Source organism: Megasphaera stantonii, assembly GCF_025567065.1.
GTDB lineage: Bacteria > Bacillota > Negativicutes > Veillonellales > Megasphaeraceae > Megasphaera > Megasphaera stantonii.
On sequence record NZ_JAOQKD010000005.1, the window covers coordinates 63312 to 86458 of the forward strand.

The 23147-nt window shown below is 56.8% G+C and carries 23 protein-coding genes; 22 read left to right on the forward strand and 1 reads right to left on the reverse strand.

Translation table 11 applies throughout. The features are described from left to right. Positions 1 to 36: 36 nt before the first annotated feature. The 5 genes from OCV58_RS04620 to OCV58_RS04640 all read left to right on the forward strand — a co-directional run bounded on the left by OCV58_RS04620 (position 37) and on the right by OCV58_RS04640 (position 4540). Entirely contained in the window at positions 37 to 813 is a 777-nt protein-coding gene (locus tag OCV58_RS04620; protein ID WP_095629028.1) for a ParA family protein, read from the forward strand. After that, complete coding sequence (locus tag OCV58_RS04625; RefSeq protein WP_239386336.1) at positions 803 to 1717, forward strand: ParB/RepB/Spo0J family partition protein; 915 nt, start codon at positions 803 to 805, stop codon at positions 1715 to 1717. Before OCV58_RS04620 ends, OCV58_RS04625 begins: the two co-directional genes overlap by 11 nt. 53 nt (positions 1718 to 1770) lie before the next feature. Next, complete coding sequence (locus tag OCV58_RS04630) at positions 1771 to 2295, forward strand: DUF4446 family protein (protein WP_095629029.1); 525 nt, start codon at positions 1771 to 1773, stop codon at positions 2293 to 2295. A 98-nt stretch (positions 2296 to 2393) separates the two neighbouring features. Then, positions 2394 to 3308, forward strand: a complete 915-nt coding sequence (locus OCV58_RS04635) for a peptidoglycan DD-metalloendopeptidase family protein (RefSeq protein WP_449566818.1) — start codon at positions 2394 to 2396, stop codon at positions 3306 to 3308. 62 nt (positions 3309 to 3370) lie between these two features. Continuing rightward, positions 3371 to 4540: an ABC transporter substrate-binding protein gene (locus tag OCV58_RS04640; protein ID WP_267312790.1), complete on the forward strand. Its 1170-nt coding sequence runs from the start codon at positions 3371 to 3373 to the stop codon at positions 4538 to 4540. A 304-nt stretch (positions 4541 to 4844) separates the two neighbouring features. On the opposite strand, the gene OCV58_RS04645 is transcribed toward OCV58_RS04640, so the two are convergent. Next, on the reverse strand, positions 4845 to 5567 hold the full coding sequence (locus OCV58_RS04645; RefSeq protein ID WP_154877094.1) for a M48 family metallopeptidase: 723 nt from the start codon (positions 5565 to 5567) through the stop codon (positions 4845 to 4847). Positions 5568 to 5635: 68 nt separating this feature from the next. On the opposite strand from OCV58_RS04645, the gene OCV58_RS04650 reads away from it, so the two are divergent. The 17 genes from OCV58_RS04650 (at position 5636) to OCV58_RS04730 (ending at position 22556) form a co-directional block, all read left to right on the forward strand. Next, positions 5636 to 6190: a 3'-5' exonuclease gene (locus OCV58_RS04650; RefSeq protein WP_095629032.1), complete on the forward strand. Its 555-nt coding sequence runs from the start codon at positions 5636 to 5638 to the stop codon at positions 6188 to 6190. Between the two features lie 123 nt (positions 6191 to 6313). After that, a complete protein-coding gene (locus tag OCV58_RS04655) occupies positions 6314 to 7261 on the forward strand; it encodes a 2-hydroxyacid dehydrogenase (protein ID WP_087478445.1) in 948 nt (315 codons plus the stop codon). 234 nt (positions 7262 to 7495) lie between these two features. Then, on the forward strand, positions 7496 to 8581 hold the full coding sequence (uxuA, locus tag OCV58_RS04660; RefSeq protein WP_267312791.1) for a mannonate dehydratase: 1086 nt from the start codon (positions 7496 to 7498) through the stop codon (positions 8579 to 8581). A 27-nt stretch (positions 8582 to 8608) separates the two neighbouring features. Next, complete coding sequence (locus OCV58_RS04665) at positions 8609 to 10213, forward strand: mannitol dehydrogenase family protein (RefSeq protein ID WP_154877095.1); 1605 nt, start codon at positions 8609 to 8611, stop codon at positions 10211 to 10213. Positions 10214 to 10239: 26 nt separating this feature from the next. Beyond that, positions 10240 to 11256 carry a zinc-binding alcohol dehydrogenase family protein gene (locus OCV58_RS04670; RefSeq protein ID WP_154877096.1) on the forward strand — a complete coding sequence of 339 codons (1017 nt, stop codon included), beginning with the start codon at positions 10240 to 10242 and terminating at the stop codon, positions 11254 to 11256. A gap of 42 nt (positions 11257 to 11298) precedes the next feature. Next, positions 11299 to 12639 (forward strand): MFS transporter, encoded by a 1341-nt coding sequence (locus tag OCV58_RS04675; RefSeq protein ID WP_154877097.1) that lies wholly within the window; start codon positions 11299 to 11301, stop codon positions 12637 to 12639. An 82-nt stretch (positions 12640 to 12721) separates the two neighbouring features. Beyond that, positions 12722 to 13669 (forward strand): sugar kinase, encoded by a 948-nt coding sequence (locus OCV58_RS04680; RefSeq protein ID WP_154877098.1) that lies wholly within the window; start codon positions 12722 to 12724, stop codon positions 13667 to 13669. Positions 13670 to 13917: 248 nt separating this feature from the next. Further along, positions 13918 to 15030: a pyridoxal phosphate-dependent aminotransferase gene (locus OCV58_RS04685; RefSeq protein ID WP_154877099.1), complete on the forward strand. Its 1113-nt coding sequence runs from the start codon at positions 13918 to 13920 to the stop codon at positions 15028 to 15030. A gap of 13 nt (positions 15031 to 15043) precedes the next feature. After that, positions 15044 to 16183, forward strand: coding sequence for a YkvI family membrane protein (locus OCV58_RS04690; protein WP_154877100.1), 1140 nt, complete (start codon positions 15044 to 15046; stop codon positions 16181 to 16183). A gap of 172 nt (positions 16184 to 16355) precedes the next feature. Then, a complete protein-coding gene (locus OCV58_RS04695; RefSeq protein WP_087478452.1) occupies positions 16356 to 17045 on the forward strand; it encodes a GntR family transcriptional regulator in 690 nt (229 codons plus the stop codon). A 425-nt stretch (positions 17046 to 17470) separates the two neighbouring features. Next, positions 17471 to 18589, forward strand: coding sequence for a putative phage replisome organizer (locus OCV58_RS04700; RefSeq protein ID WP_154877102.1), 1119 nt, complete (start codon positions 17471 to 17473; stop codon positions 18587 to 18589). After that, positions 18579 to 19115 carry a hypothetical protein gene (locus tag OCV58_RS04705; protein ID WP_154877103.1) on the forward strand — a complete coding sequence of 179 codons (537 nt, stop codon included), beginning with the start codon at positions 18579 to 18581 and terminating at the stop codon, positions 19113 to 19115. The genes OCV58_RS04700 and OCV58_RS04705 overlap by 11 nt, the downstream gene beginning before the upstream one ends. A gap of 59 nt (positions 19116 to 19174) precedes the next feature. Then, on the forward strand, positions 19175 to 19711 hold the full coding sequence (locus OCV58_RS04710; RefSeq protein ID WP_095629044.1) for an N-acetylmuramoyl-L-alanine amidase family protein: 537 nt from the start codon (positions 19175 to 19177) through the stop codon (positions 19709 to 19711). Between the two features lie 148 nt (positions 19712 to 19859). Next, positions 19860 to 20156: a type II toxin-antitoxin system RelE/ParE family toxin gene (locus OCV58_RS04715; protein ID WP_087478456.1), complete on the forward strand. Its 297-nt coding sequence runs from the start codon at positions 19860 to 19862 to the stop codon at positions 20154 to 20156. A gap of 22 nt (positions 20157 to 20178) precedes the next feature. Then, positions 20179 to 21231, forward strand: coding sequence for a helix-turn-helix domain-containing protein (locus OCV58_RS04720; protein WP_154877104.1), 1053 nt, complete (start codon positions 20179 to 20181; stop codon positions 21229 to 21231). 214 nt (positions 21232 to 21445) lie between these two features. Continuing rightward, complete coding sequence (locus OCV58_RS04725) at positions 21446 to 22279, forward strand: Rpn family recombination-promoting nuclease/putative transposase (protein WP_267312792.1); 834 nt, start codon at positions 21446 to 21448, stop codon at positions 22277 to 22279. 91 nt (positions 22280 to 22370) lie between these two features. Then, on the forward strand, positions 22371 to 22556 hold the full coding sequence (locus tag OCV58_RS04730) for a hypothetical protein (protein WP_087478459.1): 186 nt from the start codon (positions 22371 to 22373) through the stop codon (positions 22554 to 22556). The last annotated feature ends 591 nt before the right edge of the window (positions 22557 to 23147 follow it).

Sequence of the window (23147 nt, forward strand, 5' to 3'; positions counted from 1 at the left end):
AAGTTGACTTTATATACAGGGAATGAGGTGGGTGTGTTGGCGCATATCATCGCCATAACGAACCAGAAAGGCGGTGTCGGCAAGACGACGACGGCCGTCAATGTAAGCGCTTGTCTGGCCGAAAGCGGCAAGCGGACGCTCCTCGTCGATTTGGACCCGCAGGGCAACGCGACAAGCGGCTTGGGCGTCGACAAGGCGAGCTTGGAAACGAATCTGTACGACTGCCTGATCGAGGGAAGGCCGATGGAAGACGTCGTGCAGCCGACAATGATAAAGAAATTATCCCTCGTACCGGCCACGATGGACGTCGCCGGCGCGGCGGTGGAGCTGGTCACGATGGAAGACCGCGAGTATATTTTGAAGAAGGCCCTGCAGGCCTACCTGGGGCAGGTGAAGAAGTCCTACGACTACGTCGTCATCGACTGCCCTCCTTCGCTGGGGCTGCTGACGCTCAACGCCCTGGCGGCGGCTGATTTCGTCCTCATTCCCGTGCAGTGCGAGTTTTACGCGCTGGAAGGGCTGGCCCAGCTCATGCAGACCGTGGACATGGTGCGGGACAATCTGAATTCCCGCCTGCAGCTCCTGGGACTGCTCATGACGATGTACGACGGCCGGACGAATTTGTCCATCCAGGTGACGGAGGAAGTGAAGAAATACTTCAGCGGCAAGGTGTTCCACACGATTATTCCGCGCAACGTCCGCCTAGGCGAAGCGCCGAGCCACGGCGAGCCCATTACGATATACGATCCCCATTCGCGGGGCGCCGAGGTGTATACGAAATTAGCGAAAGAGGTGATACGCCGTGTCGGCTAAGAAGATGGGACTGGGCAAGAACCAGCCCTTAGGCCGGGGCCTGCAGGCCCTGGGGCTGAAGGAGCATCCGGAGCCTCACGACGGCGCAGCCCTGGAAATCGACATCGACTTGATTTCCCCAAACCCGAAGCAGCCCCGCCGGGCCTTTTCCGACGAGGCGCTCCAGTCGCTGGCCGAGTCCATTCGGCAGTACGGCCTGATCCAGCCCGTCGTCGTCCAGAAAAAGGGCGGCGCCTACGAGCTGATCGCCGGCGAGCGGCGGCTGCGGGCGGCGAAGCTCTGCGGCCTGACGAAGATTCCCGCCGTCGTGCGGGACTGCGCGCCTCAGGCGTCGGCAGAGCTGGCCCTGATTGAAAATTTGCAGCGGGAAGATTTGGACCCTGTAGAAGAAGCGTCGGCGTACCGCGCCCTGATTCAGGAATTCGGCCTGACCCAGGAGCAGGCGGCGGAAAAGGTCGGCCGGAGCCGGGTCCACGTGTCCAATATGATGCGCCTTCTCCAGCTGCCGGAGGAAATCCAGCAGTATTTAATCGACGGCGTCCTGTCTATCGGACAGGCCCGCCCCCTGCTGCAGCTGAAGGCACGGCAGGCCCAGCTGGAAGCGGCGGCCCGCATCATCGACCAGGAGCTGTCGGCCCGTCAGGTCGAAGCCATGGTCCGGGCCATGCTCCGGGAAGAGCCGCCGAAGGACGCGCCGGAGCCCGACGCCTATCTGGAATCCATGCAGGACCGGATGAAGATGCATTTGGGCACCAATGTAGCCATCCGTCTGGGCCGGAACAAGAAGAAGGGGAAAATCGAGATTTCCTTTGCCTCAGAAGAAGAATTTGAACGATTGCTGGCTATTTTGACTGATGAGCCGGAAGACGGGGATTCCTTCTCCCCTTCCTCTTTCCGCGTGTGATCGGCAAAAACAGGCCTGTTTACGAAAGTTATTGACCTGTCAGGAGGAAAGACATGCTTTACGGATTGGACGCGCAGCTCGCGTACATGATAGGAGCCGGCATCGCCGGGCTCGTGCTGGTGCTGCTGCTGGCGTATATTGTCATATTGAACCGGCGCATCAAGGCGTTGGAAGAAAAATATACCTTTTTTATGAAGGATGAAACGGGGAAAAGCGTCGAAGCCAAGCTGCGCGAGGACGTGGCGGAGCTCCACGGCTTGCAGGACACGCTAGACCGGATTCACGAGACCCAGAAGGATATCCTGGCCGTGCAGAACCACTGCTTCCGCAAAATCGGCTTCGTGCGGTACAACGCCTTCGACAACATCGGCAACAACCTGAGCTTCGCCTGCACCGTCCTGGACGGCAAGGACGACGGCTTCTGCCTGTCGAGCGTATACGGCCGCAGCGAGTCGCGCATCTTTGCCAAGCCCATCGTCGAGGGAAAATGCCTGTACGGCATGAGCGAAGAGGAAAAGGAAAGCCTGGACCAGGCCCTGCACTATCACGGCGACGTGCAGCCGGTCCGGAAGGATTAGGATAACAGGCGCGGCAGCGCCGTATTGTAGGATTGAAGAAGGGATAGACCTTGAAATTACAGGAAATCATGACGGGGCTTAGGACCCGTTGGCGCAATATGACGCAGTCCGCCGCCGATCTGGTCGGCGTCCTGCGCCGCTCCGGGACGGAGCCGGTTACCCTATCGCCGCAGCAGTATCGGACGGCGCTGCGGGCGGCTATCGCCGGGGCCGTCGTCTTAGTCGCGGCTATCGGGTTCGGCCTGTACCAGTTCATGTCCCTGCAGCAGGCCCGGGCCCAGGAGGCGCTCCACGAGCAGCAGCTGCAGCTCATGCGGGAAAAGACGGCGTCGCTCCAGGAAAAAATGGATAAGATGGACGCCCTAGACCAGGAACTCCGCCAGATGGTCAAGGGCGCAGGGACGGGCAGCAGCCCAAAAGGTGACGGTGGCCCAGCGGGGGCGCAGAAGAAAGGGCCGGATCTTTCCTCTGCCGATTACAACGACCTGCTGCTGGCCACCGCCCGTCTGGAAACGAAAACGAACGCCCGCATTATCAGCTTTATTACGCTGAAAACCGTACTGAGCGATACGGCGGGGCTGCAGGTCCGGCAGATGCAGCAGGTATCAGCGCAATACGCATCGTCGACGACGCCGTCTATCTGGCCGGCGTACGGCACGATTACGTCTAACTTCGGCTACCGCGGCAACCCCATCGGCGGCGGCACGGGCTTCCACGAAGGCCTGGATATTGCCGTCGATTACGGTACGCCCGTCCAGGCGACGGCGGCCGGTGAAGTCACGGCGGCCGGCTGGGTAGACGGCTACGGAAACCTTGTCGAAGTCGATCACGGCAACGGCTTTGTCACGCGATATGGTCACAACTCCATGGTTCTCGTCGTAGTGGGACAAACGGTGCATACCGGCGACATCCTCGCCCTGGCCGGCAGCACGGGCCGCAGCACGGGGCCCCATGTCCATTATGAAGTCCGCGTACAAGGGACTCCGACCGACCCCTTGTTGTTCTTGCCGTAAAGATGAGGGGACGCTGCCCGATATGGGGCGGCGCCGCCTCTTTTTTTGAAAGGCAGGTTGTTATGCAAAAACTCAAATATTATGGCAGCGTTATCTTGTTTTTTATCGTTGTCGGCGCGTTGGGCTTCGGCACGTCCTACGTCCAGCGGCCCCATAACGTCGTCATCGGCGTCAACCTGGCCCTCAGCGGCGAGGAAAAGGCCTACGGCGAGGCGACGGCCCGGGGCATCGGCATGGCCCGCGATAAGATCAACGCCGAAGGCGGCCTGCTGGACGAGGCCGTAGCGGTCGTCGCCGTCGATAATCACGGCAGCGCCGGCGACGCCGAGGCGGCGGTGAAGCAGCTGACGAGCCGCCATGCCGTGGCGATGATCGGCCCGAACTTATCCCACTGCGCCCTGGCCGTCGTCCGCGACGCGACGGCGGCGAAGATGCCCGTTATCAGCCCGGCCGGCACCAATCCCGACATCACCGTCGACCATCGGACGGGCGAAGCCCACGAGTACATGTTCCGGGCGACCTTTATCGACTCCTATCAGGGACGGGCCATGGCCGATTACGCCTTCGGCCAGCTGAAGGCCCGCACGGCCGCCGTCGTATACGACGAACGGCAGGCCTACTCCAAGGGGCTGGCGGCCTTTTTCAAGCAGTCCTTCTTAGCAGACGGCGGCCAGGTCCCGGTCTACGTCGACATCTCGTCGGACGAAAGCTTTGCGGCGGCCGTAGCGGCCTTGCAGGCCTCGCCGTGCCAGGTCGTATATGCGCCCCTTTACGATGAAAAGGCCATGGAATTTATCGTAAAGGCCCGCGACGCCGGCATTGCCGCCCTGATTTTAGGCCCCGACGGCTGGAACGGCCGGCGCATGGCTCAGTCCCTCTCGCCGGCGTATTTACAAAATCTGTTCTATACGGACCACTATGCCAACGACGTCAACGAGCCCGTGGCGGAGGAATTTGCCGAGGCCTATTATGAAAAATACGGCGAGCTTCCCGACAGCTACGCCGCCCTGGGCTACGACTCCTTCATGATGGTAGCTGAGGCCGTGCGGCGCAGCGGCTCGGCGGACCCGGAAAAAATCGCCGAAGAGCTGGCCAAGACCATCGACTACCACGGCGTGACGGGCATGATCGCCCTGGACGCCAACCACGACGCCATCAAGCCGGCCTTTATCATGACCTTCTGGCAGGGCCAGCCGGCGCTGCTGGAAAAGCGGCCGACGGTCCAATTATGATAGGCTGTACGCGGTGGCAGACATAAAAAATTGCGGAATTGTCGAGATGACAGTTCCGCAATTTTTTTTATAATACGACGGGATGCAGCTGCTTAGATGATATAATCTCTATATTCAGTTGATGGATAGAGCAACGTGGTGGCAGGTATTTTTGGACAGGAACTTTTTGATGGTTCCCGCCATTCTGTTGCGCTGTCCCGTTGAGCTTTTACATCGTCGTGCCATCCATCCTTCGCAATGAATGCGCGCCAAAGGGACTCCCACCAGTTCGGATACTTCCCAGGGGAAATGGATAGGCAAGCCGTTACACGCAGTACGGCAAATACGGTGTCATAGCGGCGCGGCGCTCCTTCCAGTCGGGCATGATCATCGTCATGACGTTGTAAAAGTGGCGCGAGTGGTTGGGATGGACGAGGTGGCACAGCTCGTGGAGCATGACGTGGTCGATGATTTCCGCCGGCATGATGGCCAAGTAGGTGTTCATGGTAATGATGGCCTTGGCGGGCATGCACGAGCCCCAGCGGGAGCGCATGACGCGCTGGCGGAGCTTGGGCATGGCGATGCCGTAGGCCGAAAGCCGGGGGAAGATGCGGGCCAGGCTTTCGGCGAACAGCTTCTCCCCTTCCCTGCGCAGCAGCTCGTGGTACAGATGGCGTCGCTCCTCGACGGTGTTGTCGGCCAGCTCCATGAATACGGTCCGGCCGCGGCGGCGCACCGTATTGCGCAGGCCCAGGCGCACGTCGAGGGTACAGGCCGTCCCCGCCACGTACAGGCCGTCGCCGTCCCGCAAGGTCAGCACCGGCAGGGCTTTCCTGCAGGCGTACTCGTCCAGGGCTTTCACGATGAAGGGGCCCTGCTTTTGCAGAAAGGCCTCGATGTGCTCTATGGGAACGCGGGGCCCTGCCGATACGTAAATGGATAAGTCGGGGCGGACGCGGAGGTTGATGTTTTTTACGGCCTTCCGCTCCAGGACGTACGTCAGCTGACGGCCCTCAAGGCAGATGGGGCGCTGCGATATGGGATTCATATTCCTCTCCTCTGTCGATGTGGTATAATACCATCATATTATACTATATGCTGCAAGGAGATACTATCATGCTCGATTTTACGGCTATCGATTTTGAAACAGCCAATAAATACTACAACAGCGCCTGCTCCCTGGCGGCCGTCTCCGTACGGGACTACGAGACGGTCCGGGAAGGCTATACCCTCATCCGCCCGCCCTATATGTCCTTTTCGCCGGACAACATCCGCATCCACGGCATCACGCCCGACCAGGTGCGGGACAAGCCGAAATTCGACGCCCTGTGGGACCGCGTCCGGCCTCATCTGGAGGGCCGCATCCTCGTGGCCCACTACGCCGTGTTCGACACGCGGGTCCTGCGCAGCCTGCTCAAGACGTACGAGCTGGAGCCGCCCCGGGCGACGTATGCCTGCACGGTGGAAATTTCCCGCAAGGTCTGGCCCGATCTGCCCAACCACAAGCTCGACACGGTAGCCGGCTTCCTGGGCTATTCCTTCCGCCATCATCAGGCCCTGGACGACGCCCGGGCCTGCGCCTTCATCGTCTGCGAGGCGGCGAAGAAGGTCGGCGCATCTTCCATGGAAGAGCTGATGGCGGCGACAGGCCTCTCCCTGAAGATATTATAGAAATATGAATTTTGCATATAGAAGGGCACCTCATGTCGTTTGGTAATACATATCTTACATTATCGTCAATCTATGCGTATAATGAAACAAGATAATTTCTATACTGAAAGGGGATTGAACATCATGAAAATTGTATTGCTTGAATCGCTGGGAATCAGCCAGGAACTTCTCGATTCGTACGTAAAGCCGCTGCGGGAACAGGGCCATGAATTCGCCGCTTACGAACGCAACGACGACCCGGCCGTCCAGATCGAAGAAGCCAAGGACGCCGATATCCTCATCATCGCCAACATGCCCTTGAAAGGCGAAGTCATCAACGCCTGCCCGAACCTGAAATACATCAACGTTGCCTTTACGGGCGTCGACCACGTCGATTTGGAAGCGGCTAAGGCCAAAGGCGTCAAAGTCAGCAACGCTTCGGGCTATTCGACAGTCGCCGTCGCCGAACTGACCATCGCCATGATCCTCGACCTGCTCCGCTACGTGCCCCAGGTAGACGCAGCCTGCCGCGCCGGCGGCACGAAGGCCGGCTTCATCGGCGCTGAACTGGAAGGCAAGACTGTCGGCCTCATCGGCACGGGCGCCATCGGCCACCGCGTCGCCGAGCTCGTCCATGCCTTCGGCGCCAAGGTCATCGCCTACAACGGCTTCTCCCATAAAGCCGATACGGAACTCATCAAATACGTTCCCCTGAAGGAACTGATGGAACAGTCCGATATCGTATCGCTCCACTGCCCTGTTACGGACCAGTCCCGCGGCATGATCAACGCCGAAACGCTGTCGTACATGAAGCCGACGGCCTTCCTGGTCAACGAAGCCCGCGGCCCCGTCGTCGACTCCCAGGCCTTGGCAGACGCCCTCAACAGCGGCAAGATCGCCGGCGCCGGCATCGACGTATTCGAAAACGAACCGCCTCTCGATACGAATCATCCCCTGCTCCATTCCAAGAACACCATCGTCACGCCCCACGTAGCCTTTGCGACGAAGGAATCCATGGAAAAACGCGCCGTCATCGTCTTCGACAACATCGACGCCTACATGGCAGGAAATCAGAAAAACGTAATCTTATAAGGTATACGAATCCCCAAGCAGTATAGGCCGGTCAGGCCTGTACTGCTTTTTTTTATGGGCGGAAATAGCATACACTATACCATAAATAGATAGGAAATCAAATAGCTATAGCATATTTGCAAGCAACGAAAAATATATTGCTTAACATAACACTAGTATGGTAGTATGTAAACAACGAAAGACACCATTTAGGTAACCAAGTATTCAGCACATATGTAAAAGGAGCAAACCAGTATGAGCATGAGAATGACCTTCCGTTGGTACGGAGAAAAAGACGACAAGATTACATTGCAGCAGATCGACCAGATCCCCGGCATGGACGGCATCGTCGGCGCATTGTTTGACATTCCCGTCGGTGAAGTGTGGCCCGTAGAGCCGCTGCTTCACATTAAGAAACAAGCCGAAGCGAACAACCTCGTATTCAAGGATTTGGAAAGCATCAACGTTCACGAAGACATCAAGCTCGGCCTTCCCAGCCGCGACCAGTACATCGAAAACTACATCCAGTCCCTGCGCAACGCCGCAAAGGCCGGCATCGAAATGGTATGCTACAACTTCATGCCCGTCTTCGACTGGACCCGCACGGAGCTGGCCAAGCCCCTCTACGACGGCTCGACGGTCCTGGCTTACGACTACCACATGGTAGCCGGCAAGACGCCCCAGGACATGGTTAAAGAAGTCCTGGAAAACAGCAACGGCTATGTCCTCCCCGGCTGGGAACCGGAACGGCTGAAAGAGCTGACCCGCCTGTTTGAAGCGTACGAAGGCATGGACGAAGACGGCCTGCGCAAGAACCTGGAATACTTCCTCAAAGCCGTCGTCCCCGTGGCTGAAGAAGTGGGCATCAAGATGGGCATCCATCCCGACGATCCCCCCATTTCCGTATTCGGCCTGCCCCGCATCGTAAAGAACGAATCGGACCTCGACAAGATCGCCGCTATGGTAGACAGCCCGAGCAACGGCTTCACCATCTGCACGGGTTCCCTCGGGGCCAACCGCCAGAACGACATTCCCCACATCATCCGCAAGTTCGGCAAGATGGGCCGCGTCAACTTCCTCCACATCCGCAACGTACAGGTTCACGAACCGTGGGTATTCAACGAAGTGGCTCATAAATCGCAGATCGGCAACCTCGACATGTTTGAAATCGTCAAGGCCGCTTACGACATCGGCTTCGACGGCCCGATCCGTCCGGACCACGGCCGCATGATCTGGGGCGAAGAAGGCCGTCCCGGCTACGGCTTGTACGACCGCGCTCTCGGCGCAAACTACCTCTGCGGCCTTTGGGACGCTATCAACCGCATTTGCGGCCAGAAATAGGACGTATACGATAAGGAGGAACCTGACATGCTACATTTACATCGCCGCAGCCTCGTCGAAGACAAGGTTGCCTGGGAACAAGCCGGCATCGCCCTGTATCAGTTCGATACAGAGGCTGTGGAAGCCGCGACGAAGGAAGCGCCCCAGTGGATTCACTTCGGCGGCGGCAATATTTTCCGCGCCTTCATTGCCGCCCTCCAGCAGCGTTTGCTCGACGAAGGATTGGCTAAAACGGGCATCATTACGGCTGAAACGTACGACGAAGAAGTCATCGAGCACGTATACCGCCCCTTCGACAATTTGAGCCTGGCTGTCACCATGTATGCCGACGGCCGCTTTGAAAATGAAGTCATCGGCTCCGTTGTCGAATCCGTCGTCTGCCGTCCCGATTTCGCAGAAGACTGGAAGCGCCTCAAGGAAATCTTCGAAGCGCCGTCCCTCCAGGTAGCCAGCTTCACCATTACGGAAAAGGGCTACAAGCTGACGGACTACGCCGGCAACTATTTCCCTGCCGTTGCCGAAGACATGAAAAACGGCCCGGAACACGCGACGAGCTCCATGGGCTCCATCGCCGCCCTGGCCTACGCCCGCTACAAAGCCGGCGCGTATCCCTTCGCCTTCCTGAGCCTCGATAACTGCTCCCACAATGGCGACAAGATCAAAGAAGCCATGACGGCCTTTGCCCAGCAGTGGGTCGCCAACGGCGTCGCCGAACCGGGCTTTGCCGACTACATCAACGACGAAACGAAGGTCTCCTTCCCGTGGAGCATGATCGACAAGATTACGCCCCGGTCGTCGGAAAAGGTACAGGAATACCTGAAAGGCATCGGCTTCGGCGATACGGAATTGATCCATACCAATAAAGGCTCGTATGCCGCCTTCGTCAACGCCGAAAACGCCCAGTACCTGGTCATCGAAGACAAGTTCCCCAACGGCCGCCCGGCCCTCGAAAAAGCCGGCGTCATCTTTACGGACCGGGAAACGGTAGACAAAGTAGAACGGATGAAGGTCTGCACCTGCCTCAACCCGCTGCACACGGCCCTGGCCGTCTACGGCTGCCTCCTCGGCTATACCCTTATCGCCGACGAAATGAAGGACCCTCAGCTCAAAGGCCTCATTGAACAGATGGGCTACGGCGAAGGGCTGCCCGTCGTCACCAACCCTGGCGTCCTCGACCCGAAGGCCTTCATCGCCGAAGTCCTGGAACAGCGCCTGACCAACGGCAACCTGCCCGACACGCCCCAGCGCATCGCTACCGACACGTCGCAGAAGGTCGGCATCCGCTTCGGTGAAACGATCCGCGCTTACGGCGATAAAGCCAAAGACCTGACCTACGTGCCCCTGGTCATCGCCGGCTGGTGCCGCTATCTCCTGGCCGTCGACGACGAAGGCAAGGCCTTCACGCCGAGCCCGGACCCGCTGCTCCAGAACGTGCAGGAATCCCTGCAGGGCGTCGTCCTCGGCGACGTTGCCTCGGCCAAAGGCAAGCTACGCCCCATCCTGTCCAACAAGGGGATTTTCGGCAGCGACCTGTACGAAGCCGGCCTCGGCGAAAAAATCGAAGGCTACTTCGAAGAACTCATCGCCGGCCCCCATGCTGTCCGCAATACATTAGTCAAGTACGTGAAATAGATATCGTTTAAGGAGGAAATGCAATTATGAAAGCTGTCGTAGTAGAAACACCGGAAAAGATTACCGTCGTAGAACGTGACATTCCTGAAATCACCAGTACCCAAGTCTTGCTCAAGGTCAAAGCGGCCGGTATCTGCGGCTCCGACGTAGGCATTTATCACGGCAAAAACGCCTTCGCCACCTATCCCCGCGTCGTAGGCCACGAATTTGTCGGTGAAGTCGTCAAAGTCGGCGCAGACGTGAAGAACGCCGCCGTCGGCGACCACATTGCCGTCGACCCCGTCGTTTCGTGCGGCCATTGCTACGCCTGCCGCACGGGCCGTCACAACGTCTGCAAGACCGTCAACGTATTGGGCGTCCACCGCGACGGCGGCTATCAGGAATACGTCGCCGTAGAACAGGACCAGCTCCACCAGCTGCCGAAGGACCTTCCCTGGGAAATCGCCGCGACGGTTGAACCCTACTCCATCGGCGCCCAGGTCGCCCATCAGGGCCGCCTGACCGGCGACGACACGGTCCTTATCTGCGGCGCCGGCCCCATCGGCCTGATCATCCTGCAGGTCGCCAAGATGAAGGGCGCGAAGGTCGCCATCCTCGACGTCGTCGATTCCCGCCTGGAAACGGCGAAGGAAATGGGCGCCGACATGGTCATCAACAGCAAGACGAAAGACCCTGTCGAAGCGATGAACGAATTTACCGGCGGCGAAGGCTTCAACCTCATTTACGAAGCGACGGGCAACGTCAACGTATTGCAGATGTGCATCCAGAAGCTGCCCAGCCCGGCAGGCCGCGTCGTCGTATTGGGCTTCTCGACGGTCGAATTCCCCATCCGTCAGGTCGACATCATGAGCAAGGAACTGGAAATCATCGGCACGCGCCTCAACAACTACCGTTTCCCCGAAGTCATCGAATGGTTTAAAGAAGGCAAGGTCGACCCGAAATCCATCGTCACCAACACCTTCCCCTTCACCGAAGCGGACAAGGCCTTCCAATACAACGACGAACACCCGGAAAACGTGCTGAAAATCGTTCTTACGTTTTAACATTCCCGTAGTTTAATGTTTCCGAAAGGACGGTATCAGCGAATGAGTCAACAAGCATCGTATCAAATCAAAACATCGGAATTAGTCAAAGTCGTCGCCAGCGGCTGGCTGGGCACGGCCATGGAGTTCATGGATTTCCAGCTCTACTCTCTGGCAGCGGCTATCGTATTCAACGAAATCTTCTTCCCTGAATCGGACCCGGCCATGGGCCTCATCATGGCCATGGGTACCTACGGGGCCGGGTATGTCGCCCGCCTCGTCGGCGCCTTCGTCTTCGGCCACGTCGGCGACAAGATGGGCCGCCGCACGGTCTTATTCGTCACGATTACCCTCATGGGCCTGGCATCTACCCTCATCGGCTTTTTGCCGACGTACTCTGAAGTCGGCATCTGGGCTCCGGCCGGCCTCGTCGCCCTCCGCATCATCCAGGGCTTAGGGGCAGGCGCGGAAATCAGCGGCGCCGGCGTCATGGTTACGGAATTCTGCGAAACGAAGACCCGCGGCCTCGTCGGCAGCCTCGTCGGCCTCGGCACCTCGTCGGGCACCCTGTTGGCCAACCTCATCTGGACCATCATCCTGACGATGCTCACCAAGGAAGAAGTCCTGCTCTGGGGCTGGAGAATCCCCTTCTACGCTTCTTTCGTCGTCATGATCGCCGCCGTATTGATCCGGATGTTCGTTCACGAAAGCCCGGTCATGGCGGAAAAGAAGAAATTGCTGGAAGCGGAACGGGAAAAACAGCTTGCCGGCGACGTCCCTGTCGAACAGCAGCCGAAAAAAGGCCGGAAGAGCTTTATCGTCGCCCTGGCCCTGCGTTTCGGCCAGGCCGGCAACAGCGGCCTCATGCAGACCTACCTGGCCGGTTTTATCGTCACGGTCCTCGCCATGGAAAAGACCGTCGCGACGGAAGCCAACATCATTTCGTCCTGCATTTCCTTCTTCACCATTCCCTTTGTCGGCTGGCTCGGCGATAAGTTCGGCCGCCGCAAGATGTACATGTTCCTCTCCCTGGCTACGGCTATCTACGCCGTTCCCATGATGCTTCTCTTCGAAACGAAGGACCCCGTCATCCTGACCATCGCCATGGTCATCGGCCTGAACGTCGGCGTACAGGGCCTCTTCGCTCTGGAAAACGTCGTATTGACGGAGCTGTTCGGCGCAAGACACCGCGTCACCATGGTATCGCTGGCGAAGGAAATCGCCGGCCTCGTCGCTACGGGCTTCGGTCCGATCATCGCGGCCGCCGCCGTTACGGCGATGACGGGCAGCTGGGTTCCCCTGGCCATCATGACCATCGTCTTCTCCATGTCGAGCTTCTTCGGCGCCTACTTCTCCGAAGATACGACGGGACGAGACCTGAACGAATTGGACGACGCTATGTAACGTCATGTCATATGCAACGGATAACTGAGTATAGTACCTTACTGTACTCAGTTATTTTTCTAAGAAAACAAGGAGGATTTCTATGGCAAAGGTATTAACCATCGGCGAAGCTATGGGCCTGCTCATTGCGGACCGGCCCGGCGATTTGGCCGAAGTGGAGCGATTTTCCCGCCACGTCTGCGGGGCTGAATTAAATTACGCCGTCGGCATGGCCCGCTTAGGCCACGACGTATCCTATATTTCCAAGGTAGGCGGCGACCCCTTCGGCCGCAGCATTCGGGCCTTTTTGAAAGACAACGGAATCCATACGGACTATGTGCAGACCGACGAGGCCCATATGACGGGCTTTCAGATGAAGGAACGGGTCTTGGAAGGCGACCCGGCTGTGGCGAATATCCGCAAGTACACGGCCTTCTCCTTCATGACGCCTGACGACCTGCAGGGCATCTGCTGGGACGGCGTGACCCACGTCCATACGACGGGCATTCCACTGGCCCTGTCGCCGTCGTGCCGCCAGACCGTCGTGGCCCTCATGAAGGAAGCCCGCCGCCGCGGCGTGTCCGTTTCCTTCGATACGAACCTGCGGCCCATGCTCTGGCCCGATACGGAAACGATGGCCAGCGTCATCAACGACGCCGCCCAGTACGCCGATATCGTCATGCCCGGCCTCAGCGAAGGCAAGATACTGACCGGGCTGGACGATGAACAGGCCGTCGCCGGCTATTATCTGGAACGGGGCGCGAAGCTCGTCGTCATCAAGCTGGGCGGCAGCAGCGGCACGTACGTCGCCGACCGCGAAGGCGGACTGTACGTACCGAGCTACCGCGTAGACCATGTCGTCGACACCGTCGGAGCCGGGGACGGCTTTGCCGTCGGCTTTACCAGCGCCTGGCTGGAAGGATTGTCTATGGAAGAAGCAGCCCGCCGGGGCGCCGCCGTCGGAGCTATGGTCATCCAGGTCGCCGGCGACAACGAAGGCTTGCCGACACGGGAGCAGCTGGCGGCATTCCAAAACGAACAAGCAGAATAGCGGACTGCAATGCAGACAAACGGGTTGAGGAACTACATGTCCTCGGCCCGTTTTTTTGGTATGCCGGGGCTTGTTTTGTATACTTTAATACACAATCGTTTTACTTTACAAAAGGATTTGCGTAGTCTATAATGAAGAACAAAACATCATATTTTATCAATATGAGCGGGAAAATATGAAACGCTGTCCGCCTCTGCGCCTGGATCAGGCTGCCTTGGCGGGACTTGCGTCATGAGGAGGTTTTACCTATGGAATATCGTATTCGCCGGGCTCTGCAAGGCATGGTGCGGCACAGCTACCTGAAGGACGAGGGGACGGCTCTGGAAAAGGATATTATCGACTGCTCCCTGGGCATCAACCCCTGCGGCGTCACGCCGAAGCTGACGAAGGACATGTACGCGGCGACCTTTGACGTCCTGGCCAGCTATCCGGCTCATCCCTACGTGGAAACGCGGCGGCATATCTGCGAGTATTTTTCCGACGTGGCGTCGCTGGACGTCGGCCAACTCAGCATGCAGAACGGCTCCATGAGCGCCCTGCGGGCTGTCAATTCCATCTTTCTGGAAGACGGGACGCGGGTTCTCGCTCCCCAGCCCTGCTTTTCGTCGTATACGACGGACGCCCGGGCCTGCGGAGCTGAAGTCGACGTCGTGCCCCTGCGGGAAGAGGACCATTTCGCCTTCCCTGTAGACGAATACGTCGCGGCTATCCGCGAACATCACCGCCTGGCTTACCTGGACAACCCCAACAACCCGACGGGGCAGGCCCTGTCCATTGCCGACCTGCGGCGGATTTTGACGGCGGCCCGGGAAAAAGGTGTCCTCGTCCTCGTCGACGAAGCTTACGGCGACTTTTTGGACAAATCCGAGTCGGCTCTGTCCCTCCTCGATGAATTCGACAACCTCATCGTGACCCGGACCTTTTCCAAGGGCTTCGGCTTAGGAGCCCTGCGGGCCGGCTACATCGCCGTTCCCAAGGCTATGGCCGATATTCTGGAAGCCTTCGGCGGCGAGATGAACCTGACGACGCCGGCGGCGGCCATGATCCCCGTCGTGTTGTCCGACCCGGCCTTCCTGGCCTATTCGCGGGATCTCATCGCCCAGAACAACCAGAAGCTCATCAGCGGACTGAACGTGCTCAAGACGTCGGCGACGCGGGACGACGTGCCTATTACGCTGTTCTATACGGATCAGGACGTCGATTTGGGAGCCTTGTTCTGGAAATACGGCATCCGCGTGGAAAACGGCGTCGACTTCGAAGGCATCGGCAAGCGCCACGTCCGCCTGCGCGTGCCTCAGGACATTACGGAATTAGCGCGCCGCTTAGAGCGCATCGAAGCGGAACTGCAGGCGGCGCGATAAAGGAGAGATGGATATGAATCAAGACAGCAACACAAAAGTCAGCCTGCGCAACGTCGTCATTTTCGCCGGCGCTTACTGCGCCTTCAGCATCGGGTCGGGCTATGCGACGGGCCAGGAAATCCTCCAGTTCTTCGGAGCCTTCGGCCCTCAGGGCATCATCGGCTGCTTCGTCAGCATGCTCATATTCGCCTTTCTGGGCGGGGCGCTCATGCAGAAGGGCTACGATTTGAAGCTGAAGTACCACACCCAGGTCTTTCACTACTACTGCGGCAAGTACATCGGCACGTTTTTGGAATGGGTTACGATCTTATTTTTATTCAGCGTCGTGTCGATCATGATCGCCGGCACGGGAGCCGTGGCCTCGGAATACTTCGCCCTGCCCGGCGACGTGGGCAGCGTGTTTATGGCCCTCCTGTGCATCCTGTCCATCCTGCTGGGCTTGATGCGCCTGGCCGACGTCATCGGCTCCATGGGTCCGGTCATCATCTTCTTTACCATCGGCATCGGCATCCTGACGGTCCTCAACGCCAATACGGACTGGGCCAAGGGCTGGGAAGTCTTATACGACTTGCGCTCGACGAAATCCTGGTGGTTCTCGACGTACGATGTCCTCGATTCGGCCTGGTTCAGCGGCGTCCTGTACGCTTCCTGCATGGTCTTCGGCTCCATCCCCTTCCTGACGGGCCTGGGCGGCAAGGCCAACAGCCGGCGCGAAGCCTTCCTCGGCGGGTTCCTCGGCGGCGTGGCCCTGATGATCGCCAGCGCCCTCATGATGGCGGCCATGCTCTGCTTCCCGGCGGAAGTAGCAAAGCTTCAGGTTCCCAACCTGTTTCTGGCCCAGCAGTTCGCTCCGGCCCTGGCCCTCATCTTCTCGGTCATCCTGCTCCTGGGCATTTACAGCACGGCGGCTCCCATGTTCTGGGTCGTCATCAACAAGCTGGAGCAGTGGATGCCCAACAAGACCGTCAAGATGGTCGTGACCGTCGTCCTGGGCGTCGTGGCCTACTTCGGCGCCCAGATCGGCTTCGGCAAGCTCATCGGCTTCCTCTATCCCCTGATGGGACAGGTCGGCGTGCTCATGATCGTCGTCGTCCTGGTCAAGGTATTCATCCTGAAGGATAACAAAGACCCCGGCCTGGAACGGGAAGAATAACGTCTCCTGCCCTCTTGCCTCTGCGGCAAGGGGGTATTTTTCGTCAAAGTACAGAAAGAGGACGCATTTTTTGTATCGGTATACATCATTTTTTTAGCCAATGCATTTCAAATTGAAGCCGTAATATGGTAGAATATGAAGTATGGTAATTTTTTAGATACAGGGGACGCCAATGGAACAGTTACGATTGCTGGAAAAAGAGCCGCGGGAAAACGTGCGGGAATACGCCTACCGCGTGTTGTACGATAACATCATGAATCTGCATCTGGTGCCTGGGACGGCCATGTCGGAACAGGAGCTGTCGACGATGCTGTCCGTCAGCCGGACTCCCGTGCGGGAGGCCTTTATCCGCCTGGCCCAGAAGGGCCTTCTCGACGTATTGCCCCAGCGGGGGACCTTCGTGTCTAAGATCAATACGGAGCAGCTGGCGGAATTCCGCTTTCTGCGGGTGACCATGGAGACGGCTGTCGTCGCCCTGGCCTGCCGGGAGTTTCCCGAAGAATACATGTGGAAGCTCCAGCAATGCCTGAAGGAGCAGGAGCTGTACCTGCGCCGCCGCGACGTCAACGGCTTTTTCGCCAGCGACAACCAGACCCACAGCATCCTGTACCAGGGCTGCGGCAAGCCGCATATCTGGCAGATCATCGAAAGCTCCACAGCCGACTACATGCGGGCCCGCGTGCTGAACATCGCCGCGGCGGCCGAGCAGATGAACATCCTCTACAGCCAGCATCAAGCCCTGGCGGAAGCCATCCTGCGCCACGACGCCCAGCGCGGCGTAGCCATCATGGAAGAGCATATCAACAAGGGCATCATCGACGTGGAAGTGCTGCGCAAGCAGTATCCCGATTACTTTAAATAATGCATGGACCCTCCCTGCCGGACGATTCGGCAGGGAGTTTTTTTTGTTATCGGCGGAAATCCGTTTGAAAATCGCCGCCATACGGCAAAATACAGGGAGAACTGCCAGGAATATACCGGCGTATATCGGGCTATTGACGGCGTATGCGATGCAGGGCCGTTTCGCCCCATCGGCGTCATTATGCCGATTTCCCTGTCTATACCCACTGCAGTACGTCCGTACCGTTACGCGTAACGTCTTATCTTTTCTCTTTGTTTTTTTTTCTTTTTATTTTGCATACCCGTATATACAGAGATGACGTGTATTTTTATGGCGGACAAAGATGCTGAAACTGCATAGCTGAAAGGGAAATAAATGCTTCCTTCCCTGTCCCATATACAGTAGCGAGCAAAGACGGCCCCAGGGCGGGCGGAAAGGAGCAGCCCATGAAGAAGCTGCGGTGGTTTCAGACAAAGGTCGGGTTGTTTCAGGACCCGCGCATGATGTATCTGTTGAGTCAGCCCAGCGGCGACTCCTACTTCGTCATCTGGTTTTACCTGAAGGACCTGGCCGGCATGGTCAACGACGACGGATACATTTACGTGGCCAAGGGGCAGGCCGTGACGACGGCCTTGCTGGCTCGTCAGCTGCACCGCCGCCGGGCCTTTGTGGAAAAAGTCCTCGACGTGTTCGAGCAAATCGACCTCATCAGCCGCGATGAGAAGGGCCTGATCCGCATCGTGCCCTGGCATGAAATCCAGAGCTTTGACCGGGACGAGAAAAAACGCCGCGATGCCCGCGACCGCATGCGCCGCTACCGCCGCCGCAAGGCCGAAGGCAGCGAGGCGCGCTGCCATACGTCTGAAGCTCCGGCCGAGAGCAGCCCATGGGCGGAAGACGCTGCCAGTGACCCGCGCTGCGGCGGCGAAGACCATGCCCGGCCTTCGGCGCAGGCTGTCCCGACGGGATACGTCTGCCCTGACGAGACGGCGGCAGACGAAAGGGCTTCGGCCTGCCCGGACGGCGGGCTCGTCCCCGTACGGGAAGAGGCTGGCCGTATGGCGTCCTCTTATGGCGACGGCGAAGCCCCTGCCGTATGGGACGACGCAGCTCCGACGGCGGCAGTCTGGCAGGGCGAGGAAGGCGACAGACTAAGGGATCCGTGCGCCCACATGGCCGAGCCCGGCGGCAACAGCGGCATCGCGCCCGTATGGACTACGGCAGCCCAAAGAGGCTGCGGCGACCCGGCGAAGGCCCCGTCCCCTTCGGCGGGACGAGCTGCCCTGCGCCGCTATACGGCGGCCTTCGGCCAGATGAGCAGCCGCACGGCAGAGGAACTGACCGACCTGGCCCGCTGCTGGGGCGACGAAGCGGTCTGCGCCGCCATAGACATTGCCAGGGACAACGGCGCGTCCGGCATTCGCTATATCCGGGCCGTCCTGGTCAACAGCGGCGGGCGGCCGCGGCGAAGGGAGACGATGTATGAACGACGGGAGAAGGAATTTAATCAATACGTTGATACAATGCTTCGGCAAATCTGGGAATCCGACGGGGATGGCTGCTAGAATGCGCATCCTGAAGGACATGCTGCCGCCCCTGACGGAGGATCAGGCCCGCGCCCTGACGCGGCGCATCCTGGAGGTCCACCGCTTTGAGCCGTCCATTGCCGACGTACTCGCTCATTGGCGGGAGATGGAACGCCGCCGCCGGCAACAGGAAGGTGCAATCTATCTGGACGAGACGCCGCCGCGGATTTCCCACGCCGAGAGGAAACGCCGCGCCGGCGAGCTGCGCCGCGTCCGGACCGCTCTCGGCCAGCGCCGCTCCGTGCCGGGCCTCGTCGTATCGGAGGGCTTGACGGCCTTTGCCCGATCCTTTTTTCCCCACATGAGCGAGGAGCTCATCGAACGAAACAAGATGGAAATCGCCAACTGCCGGGCCGACCGGGAGCGGGAAGACCGCTGCGCCAGCCCCTACGTCACCATGATGGAGCTCGACGAGACGGGCTGCGTGACCCTGTACATGGCGAAGCGACCCAGAGAGGAGGATGCCCATGCAGAAGATCCTGCGCTTTTTGAGGTCTGTCGATAAACGGACCGTCGTCTTTATCATCCGCATACTGTATTTGCTGATTAGGAGGAACTATACCGATGAAAGTCTATCTCAATCCGGGCCACGACCGCCTGCTGGACAGCGGGGCGGTCAACGCCGCCCTGAACCTGCGCGAATGCGACCTGGCCTATGAGCTGGCCGAGGCCGTCCAGGCCTATTTGGAGCGAAACGGCGTCGCCGTCGTCCTGGGCCAGTCCGACGATTTGTACGCTGTCTGCGGACAAGCCAACGCCGCCGAAGCGGACGTATTCGTGTCCCTTCATTTCAACGCCTTCAATAAGCGGGCTACGGGTACGGAAACACTCATTTCCAATACACCCCAAAGCCTGCTCCTGGGCCACTGCATCCAGGCCAACGTCAAGGCCGTCCTCAACCTGCCCGACAGGGGGCTGAAAGAGCGGCCGGGCCTCTTCGTCCTGCGCAACACGGCCATGCCCGCCGTCGTGGTGGAAGTCTGCTTCATCGACAACGACTACGACATGCGCTGCTACGAGGCCCATAAGGACGAAACCGCCAGGGCTATCGCCGCAGGCATCATACAATATCCGGCCATGCGCGGCCAGGCTGCGGCGTAAGGAAACCTCAGGATTTTCGATTTGTTGAAAATCCTGAGGTTTTCTATGTCGTTTTCGCATTCACGACAAGTATAGGCTGCGTGTTATTGATTATTATTCCGCTATCTGATATTATAAAATTAACCTAATAGGTAAATGAGGTGGGGCATTGGAAATAAAGTATAGAAACAATCAAATACGGAAAATATGTACAGATGCCAGTGCAGCACGTCGTGAATATGGCGAGGAGATGGCCAGGAAAATACATATGCGCATTGATCAAATCAAAGCGGCTGATACGGTGGAGCTATTGGTGCTGGGGCGCATAGGGCGATGTCACCTGCTGAAAGGCGACAGAGCGAATCAATATGCCATGGATTTAAGCCAGCCATATCGTCTTATATTTACTAAACAAGGGGAAGAAATTCAAATTGCAGAGATACAAGAAATTGTAGATTATCATTAATGATGAAGAAGGAGTGAGGGTCATGTTGGAAAGTAAAAGCTATATTGCTACGCCTCCTGGCGCTACAATTAAAGAACAGCTTGACGATTATGGCATGACACAAAAAGAATTCGCCAGGCGCATGGGTCTGTCTGAAAAGCATGTCAGCCAGTTAATCAACGGGATTGTCCGATTGACTCCAGACGTGGCGGAGCGCCTTGAATTAGTGCTGGGGATTCCGGCTCGTTTTTGGAATACATTGGAAGCTATATATCAAGAAAAGCTTATAAAAGCCAAACGGGAAAATGAATTGGAAAAAGAGATTGAAATTGCTAAGAAATATCCGTATAAAAGTATTGCAGAATGGGGAATGGTTGCCGATACTACTAAAAGTGAAGAAAAAGTAAAAAATCTCTGTAAATATTTTGGCGTGCATACGCTGGAAAAAGTGCATATGTTTATGCCCATAGCCTGCCGGCGTTTGGCGGAAACTGAAAAAAGCACCTACGCTACATGGACGTTGGCGCAATACGCGAAACATAAAGCCGGCGAGATAGAGGTTGAGACCTTTTCAAGAAATAAATTAGTCAACGCGCTGCCTGAAATACGAAAGATGACCTTATACCGTTCGACAGCCTTCGCTAAACAATTGGAAGCGGTATTGGCACAATGCGGCGTTGCCCTTGTATACTTGCCGCGGCTGCAAGGGTCTTTTTTGCATGGCATTACATTTTACGATGACAATAAGAATAAGATTGTGTTAGGCGTTACGATGCGGGGAAAATATGCCGATAAATTTTGGTTCAGTTTGTTCCATGAAATAGCGCATATTTTAGAAGGCCATATTTATCGTAGCCGCGACGTATCTGAAGAGGAAGAAAAACAGGCGGATGTAATCGCCGCCAATATCTTGATTCCGGAAGACAAGATGCAGCAATTTATCGGCCGTGGAGATTACTCCATAGCGTCTATTGCGCAGTTTGCAGAAACTATCGGTGTTCAGCAAGGAATCGTCATTGGCCGTCTGCAAAATGATAAGCAGTTAGATTACAGACAATTTAACCAGTATAAAGTCAAATATGATAGTATTGTCTAGCTTTTTATCCCGCTGCGCGCGGGATTTTTCTTTTATCTGAACTAAAGAAACGGCGCAGGGTATCTTGGATTTGCCTGAAATTGTGATACTTGCGATACGCAGCTGGCAAGGGAGCAGGCGCCTTATTTCGTATATGTATTCCTATCAGGAATAGGTCGTTTATTGCCAAGGCGTACGCATGTTTGGTATAATCCAAGTAGAAGGAGGCGAGGCCGTGAAGCGAATTAAGGACTGGGAAGAGCTGACCATACAAGACAACTTTTTATTTCAAAAGGTCATGCGCAACAAGCGCCTGTGCCAGCATTTAATTGAGAAGATTCTGCAGATTAAGATAGCCGACATTACTTATCCCGATACGGAGAAGACTATCGACATCCGGCTGGACAGCAAAAGCGTGCGCCTGGACGTCTATGTCAAGGACGATACGGGGCGGGTATTCGATATTGAAATGCAGTGTACTGACGAAAAGGACAACGGCCTGGCCAAGCGGACGCGGTACTATCAGGCCATGATCGATATGGACGTCCTGGAAAAGGGCGATGATTACAGTGCGCTGAACCCGGCGTATATCATCTTTATCTGCACCTTTGACGCCTTTGACCGGGGATTGCCGATGTACACGTTTAGAAATCGTTGTGTAGAGCAGAATGGCATAGAGCTGAACGACGAGGCGACGAAAATATTTCTGAACAGTAAAGGCGACAGTGAGGCCCTCGATCCGGACGTGCGGGCGTTTTTGCGGTACGTCGACGGCAAGGCGGCCGAAGGCGTGTTTGTACAAGAAGTGGATAAGGAAGTACGGCGCGTGAAGCAGCACGATGAAACGAGGCGAGAATATATGACATTAGCCATGGAGTTAAAGCGGCAGCGGCAGGAAGGTATTGCAGAAGGCCTCGCAGAAGGTCTTGCGGAAGGCAGTGCAAACGAAAAGAAGAAAATAATAGTAACTATGCTGCAAAAGGGGCTGTCTGTAGAATTTATTGCGGACTGTGTACAGACGTCGGCAGAGTATATTATTGAATTGGGTAAAAAACAACATTTGTTATAACAGAGAGGCTGCTTGTGAAGGCAAGCAGCCTGTTTTATACTGGATTGTGTGTAGGCGCGTGAAGCAGCACGATGAAACGAGGCGAGAATATATGACGTACGCAATGGAAATCAAACGGCGCGAGCTGGCGAGCTTTGCCGAGGGGGAAAAAAAGAAGGAAACCATGATGATATTGGCGATGCTGAAAGATGGAGTTGCTAAAGAAACGATAGCGAAGTATGCAAAGGTTTCAGTAGAATACATTACGGAATTAGGAAAAAAACATCATTTATTGTAATCCGAATAAGATAAGGCGTCTGCGGGAGTGGACGCCTTATGTTGTAAGGCAGGGCCTCGTTTTTGCAAAGACGAAAGTGAAACGCTGGACCCGGATGTGCGGGCGTTTTTGAGGTACGTCGACGGCAGGGCGGCCAAGGCGTATTTGTACAAGAAGTAGATAAAGAAGTGCGGCGCGTGATTTAGGCGCAGTATGGTTCACTGACAGGCTGGAGTGAGGGTTCCAGCCTGTTTTTTTGCGGGCTTCTAGACAGGAGGAATGAGGACGAAATGTCTTTTGATACGATACATAGCAGGGGTGGAATGGTTTATGAGAAATGTGATATGTATCGGGGTTTGTCATTTATTTTAGGGGTGGCTTTAAACCGTATGATGTATTTTTATCCATTGGACATTGCGCCGTGCGTTTTTTCTGAATGGAATTTTTTACACGATGCGACGCCATATATCCGGGAAAACGGCCTGATTTACAGAAATTACATACCATAGGATACAAAAGCGGGACGATAATATTTTAATATAGATTTAACGATTTATTCATAATTATTGGATTAGGGGATATTGCATTTGCCGATATAACATGCTAGACTAA

Excerpts from the sequence above, each read along its gene's own strand:
- OCV58_RS04700 (WP_154877102.1), top strand. The coding sequence starts at position 17,471 with ATGAAGAAGCTGCGGTGGTTTCAGACAAAGGTCGGGTTGTTTCAGGAC.
- OCV58_RS04730 (WP_087478459.1), top strand. The coding sequence starts at position 22,371 with ATGACGTACGCAATGGAAATCAAACGGCGCGAGCTGGCGAGCTTTGCC.
- OCV58_RS04630 (WP_095629029.1), top strand. The coding sequence starts at position 1,771 with ATGCTTTACGGATTGGACGCGCAGCTCGCGTACATGATAGGAGCCGGC.
- OCV58_RS04665 (WP_154877095.1), top strand. The coding sequence starts at position 8,609 with ATGCTACATTTACATCGCCGCAGCCTCGTCGAAGACAAGGTTGCCTGG.
- OCV58_RS04635 (WP_449566818.1), top strand. The coding sequence starts at position 2,394 with ATGACGCAGTCCGCCGCCGATCTGGTCGGCGTCCTGCGCCGCTCCGGG.
- OCV58_RS04645 (WP_154877094.1), bottom strand. The coding sequence starts at position 5,567 with ATGAATCCCATATCGCAGCGCCCCATCTGCCTTGAGGGCCGTCAGCTG.
- OCV58_RS04650 (WP_095629032.1), top strand. The coding sequence starts at position 5,636 with ATGCTCGATTTTACGGCTATCGATTTTGAAACAGCCAATAAATACTAC.
- OCV58_RS04655 (WP_087478445.1), top strand. The coding sequence starts at position 6,314 with ATGAAAATTGTATTGCTTGAATCGCTGGGAATCAGCCAGGAACTTCTC.
- OCV58_RS04675 (WP_154877097.1), top strand. The coding sequence starts at position 11,299 with ATGAGTCAACAAGCATCGTATCAAATCAAAACATCGGAATTAGTCAAA.
- OCV58_RS04685 (WP_154877099.1), top strand. The coding sequence starts at position 13,918 with ATGGAATATCGTATTCGCCGGGCTCTGCAAGGCATGGTGCGGCACAGC.
- OCV58_RS04720 (WP_154877104.1), top strand. The coding sequence starts at position 20,179 with ATGTTGGAAAGTAAAAGCTATATTGCTACGCCTCCTGGCGCTACAATT.
- OCV58_RS04705 (WP_154877103.1), top strand. The coding sequence starts at position 18,579 with ATGGCTGCTAGAATGCGCATCCTGAAGGACATGCTGCCGCCCCTGACG.
- uxuA (WP_267312791.1), top strand. The coding sequence starts at position 7,496 with ATGAGCATGAGAATGACCTTCCGTTGGTACGGAGAAAAAGACGACAAG.
- OCV58_RS04710 (WP_095629044.1), top strand. The coding sequence starts at position 19,175 with ATGAAAGTCTATCTCAATCCGGGCCACGACCGCCTGCTGGACAGCGGG.
- OCV58_RS04680 (WP_154877098.1), top strand. The coding sequence starts at position 12,722 with ATGGCAAAGGTATTAACCATCGGCGAAGCTATGGGCCTGCTCATTGCG.
- OCV58_RS04695 (WP_087478452.1), top strand. The coding sequence starts at position 16,356 with ATGGAACAGTTACGATTGCTGGAAAAAGAGCCGCGGGAAAACGTGCGG.
- OCV58_RS04670 (WP_154877096.1), top strand. The coding sequence starts at position 10,240 with ATGAAAGCTGTCGTAGTAGAAACACCGGAAAAGATTACCGTCGTAGAA.
- OCV58_RS04640 (WP_267312790.1), top strand. The coding sequence starts at position 3,371 with ATGCAAAAACTCAAATATTATGGCAGCGTTATCTTGTTTTTTATCGTT.
- OCV58_RS04690 (WP_154877100.1), top strand. The coding sequence starts at position 15,044 with ATGAATCAAGACAGCAACACAAAAGTCAGCCTGCGCAACGTCGTCATT.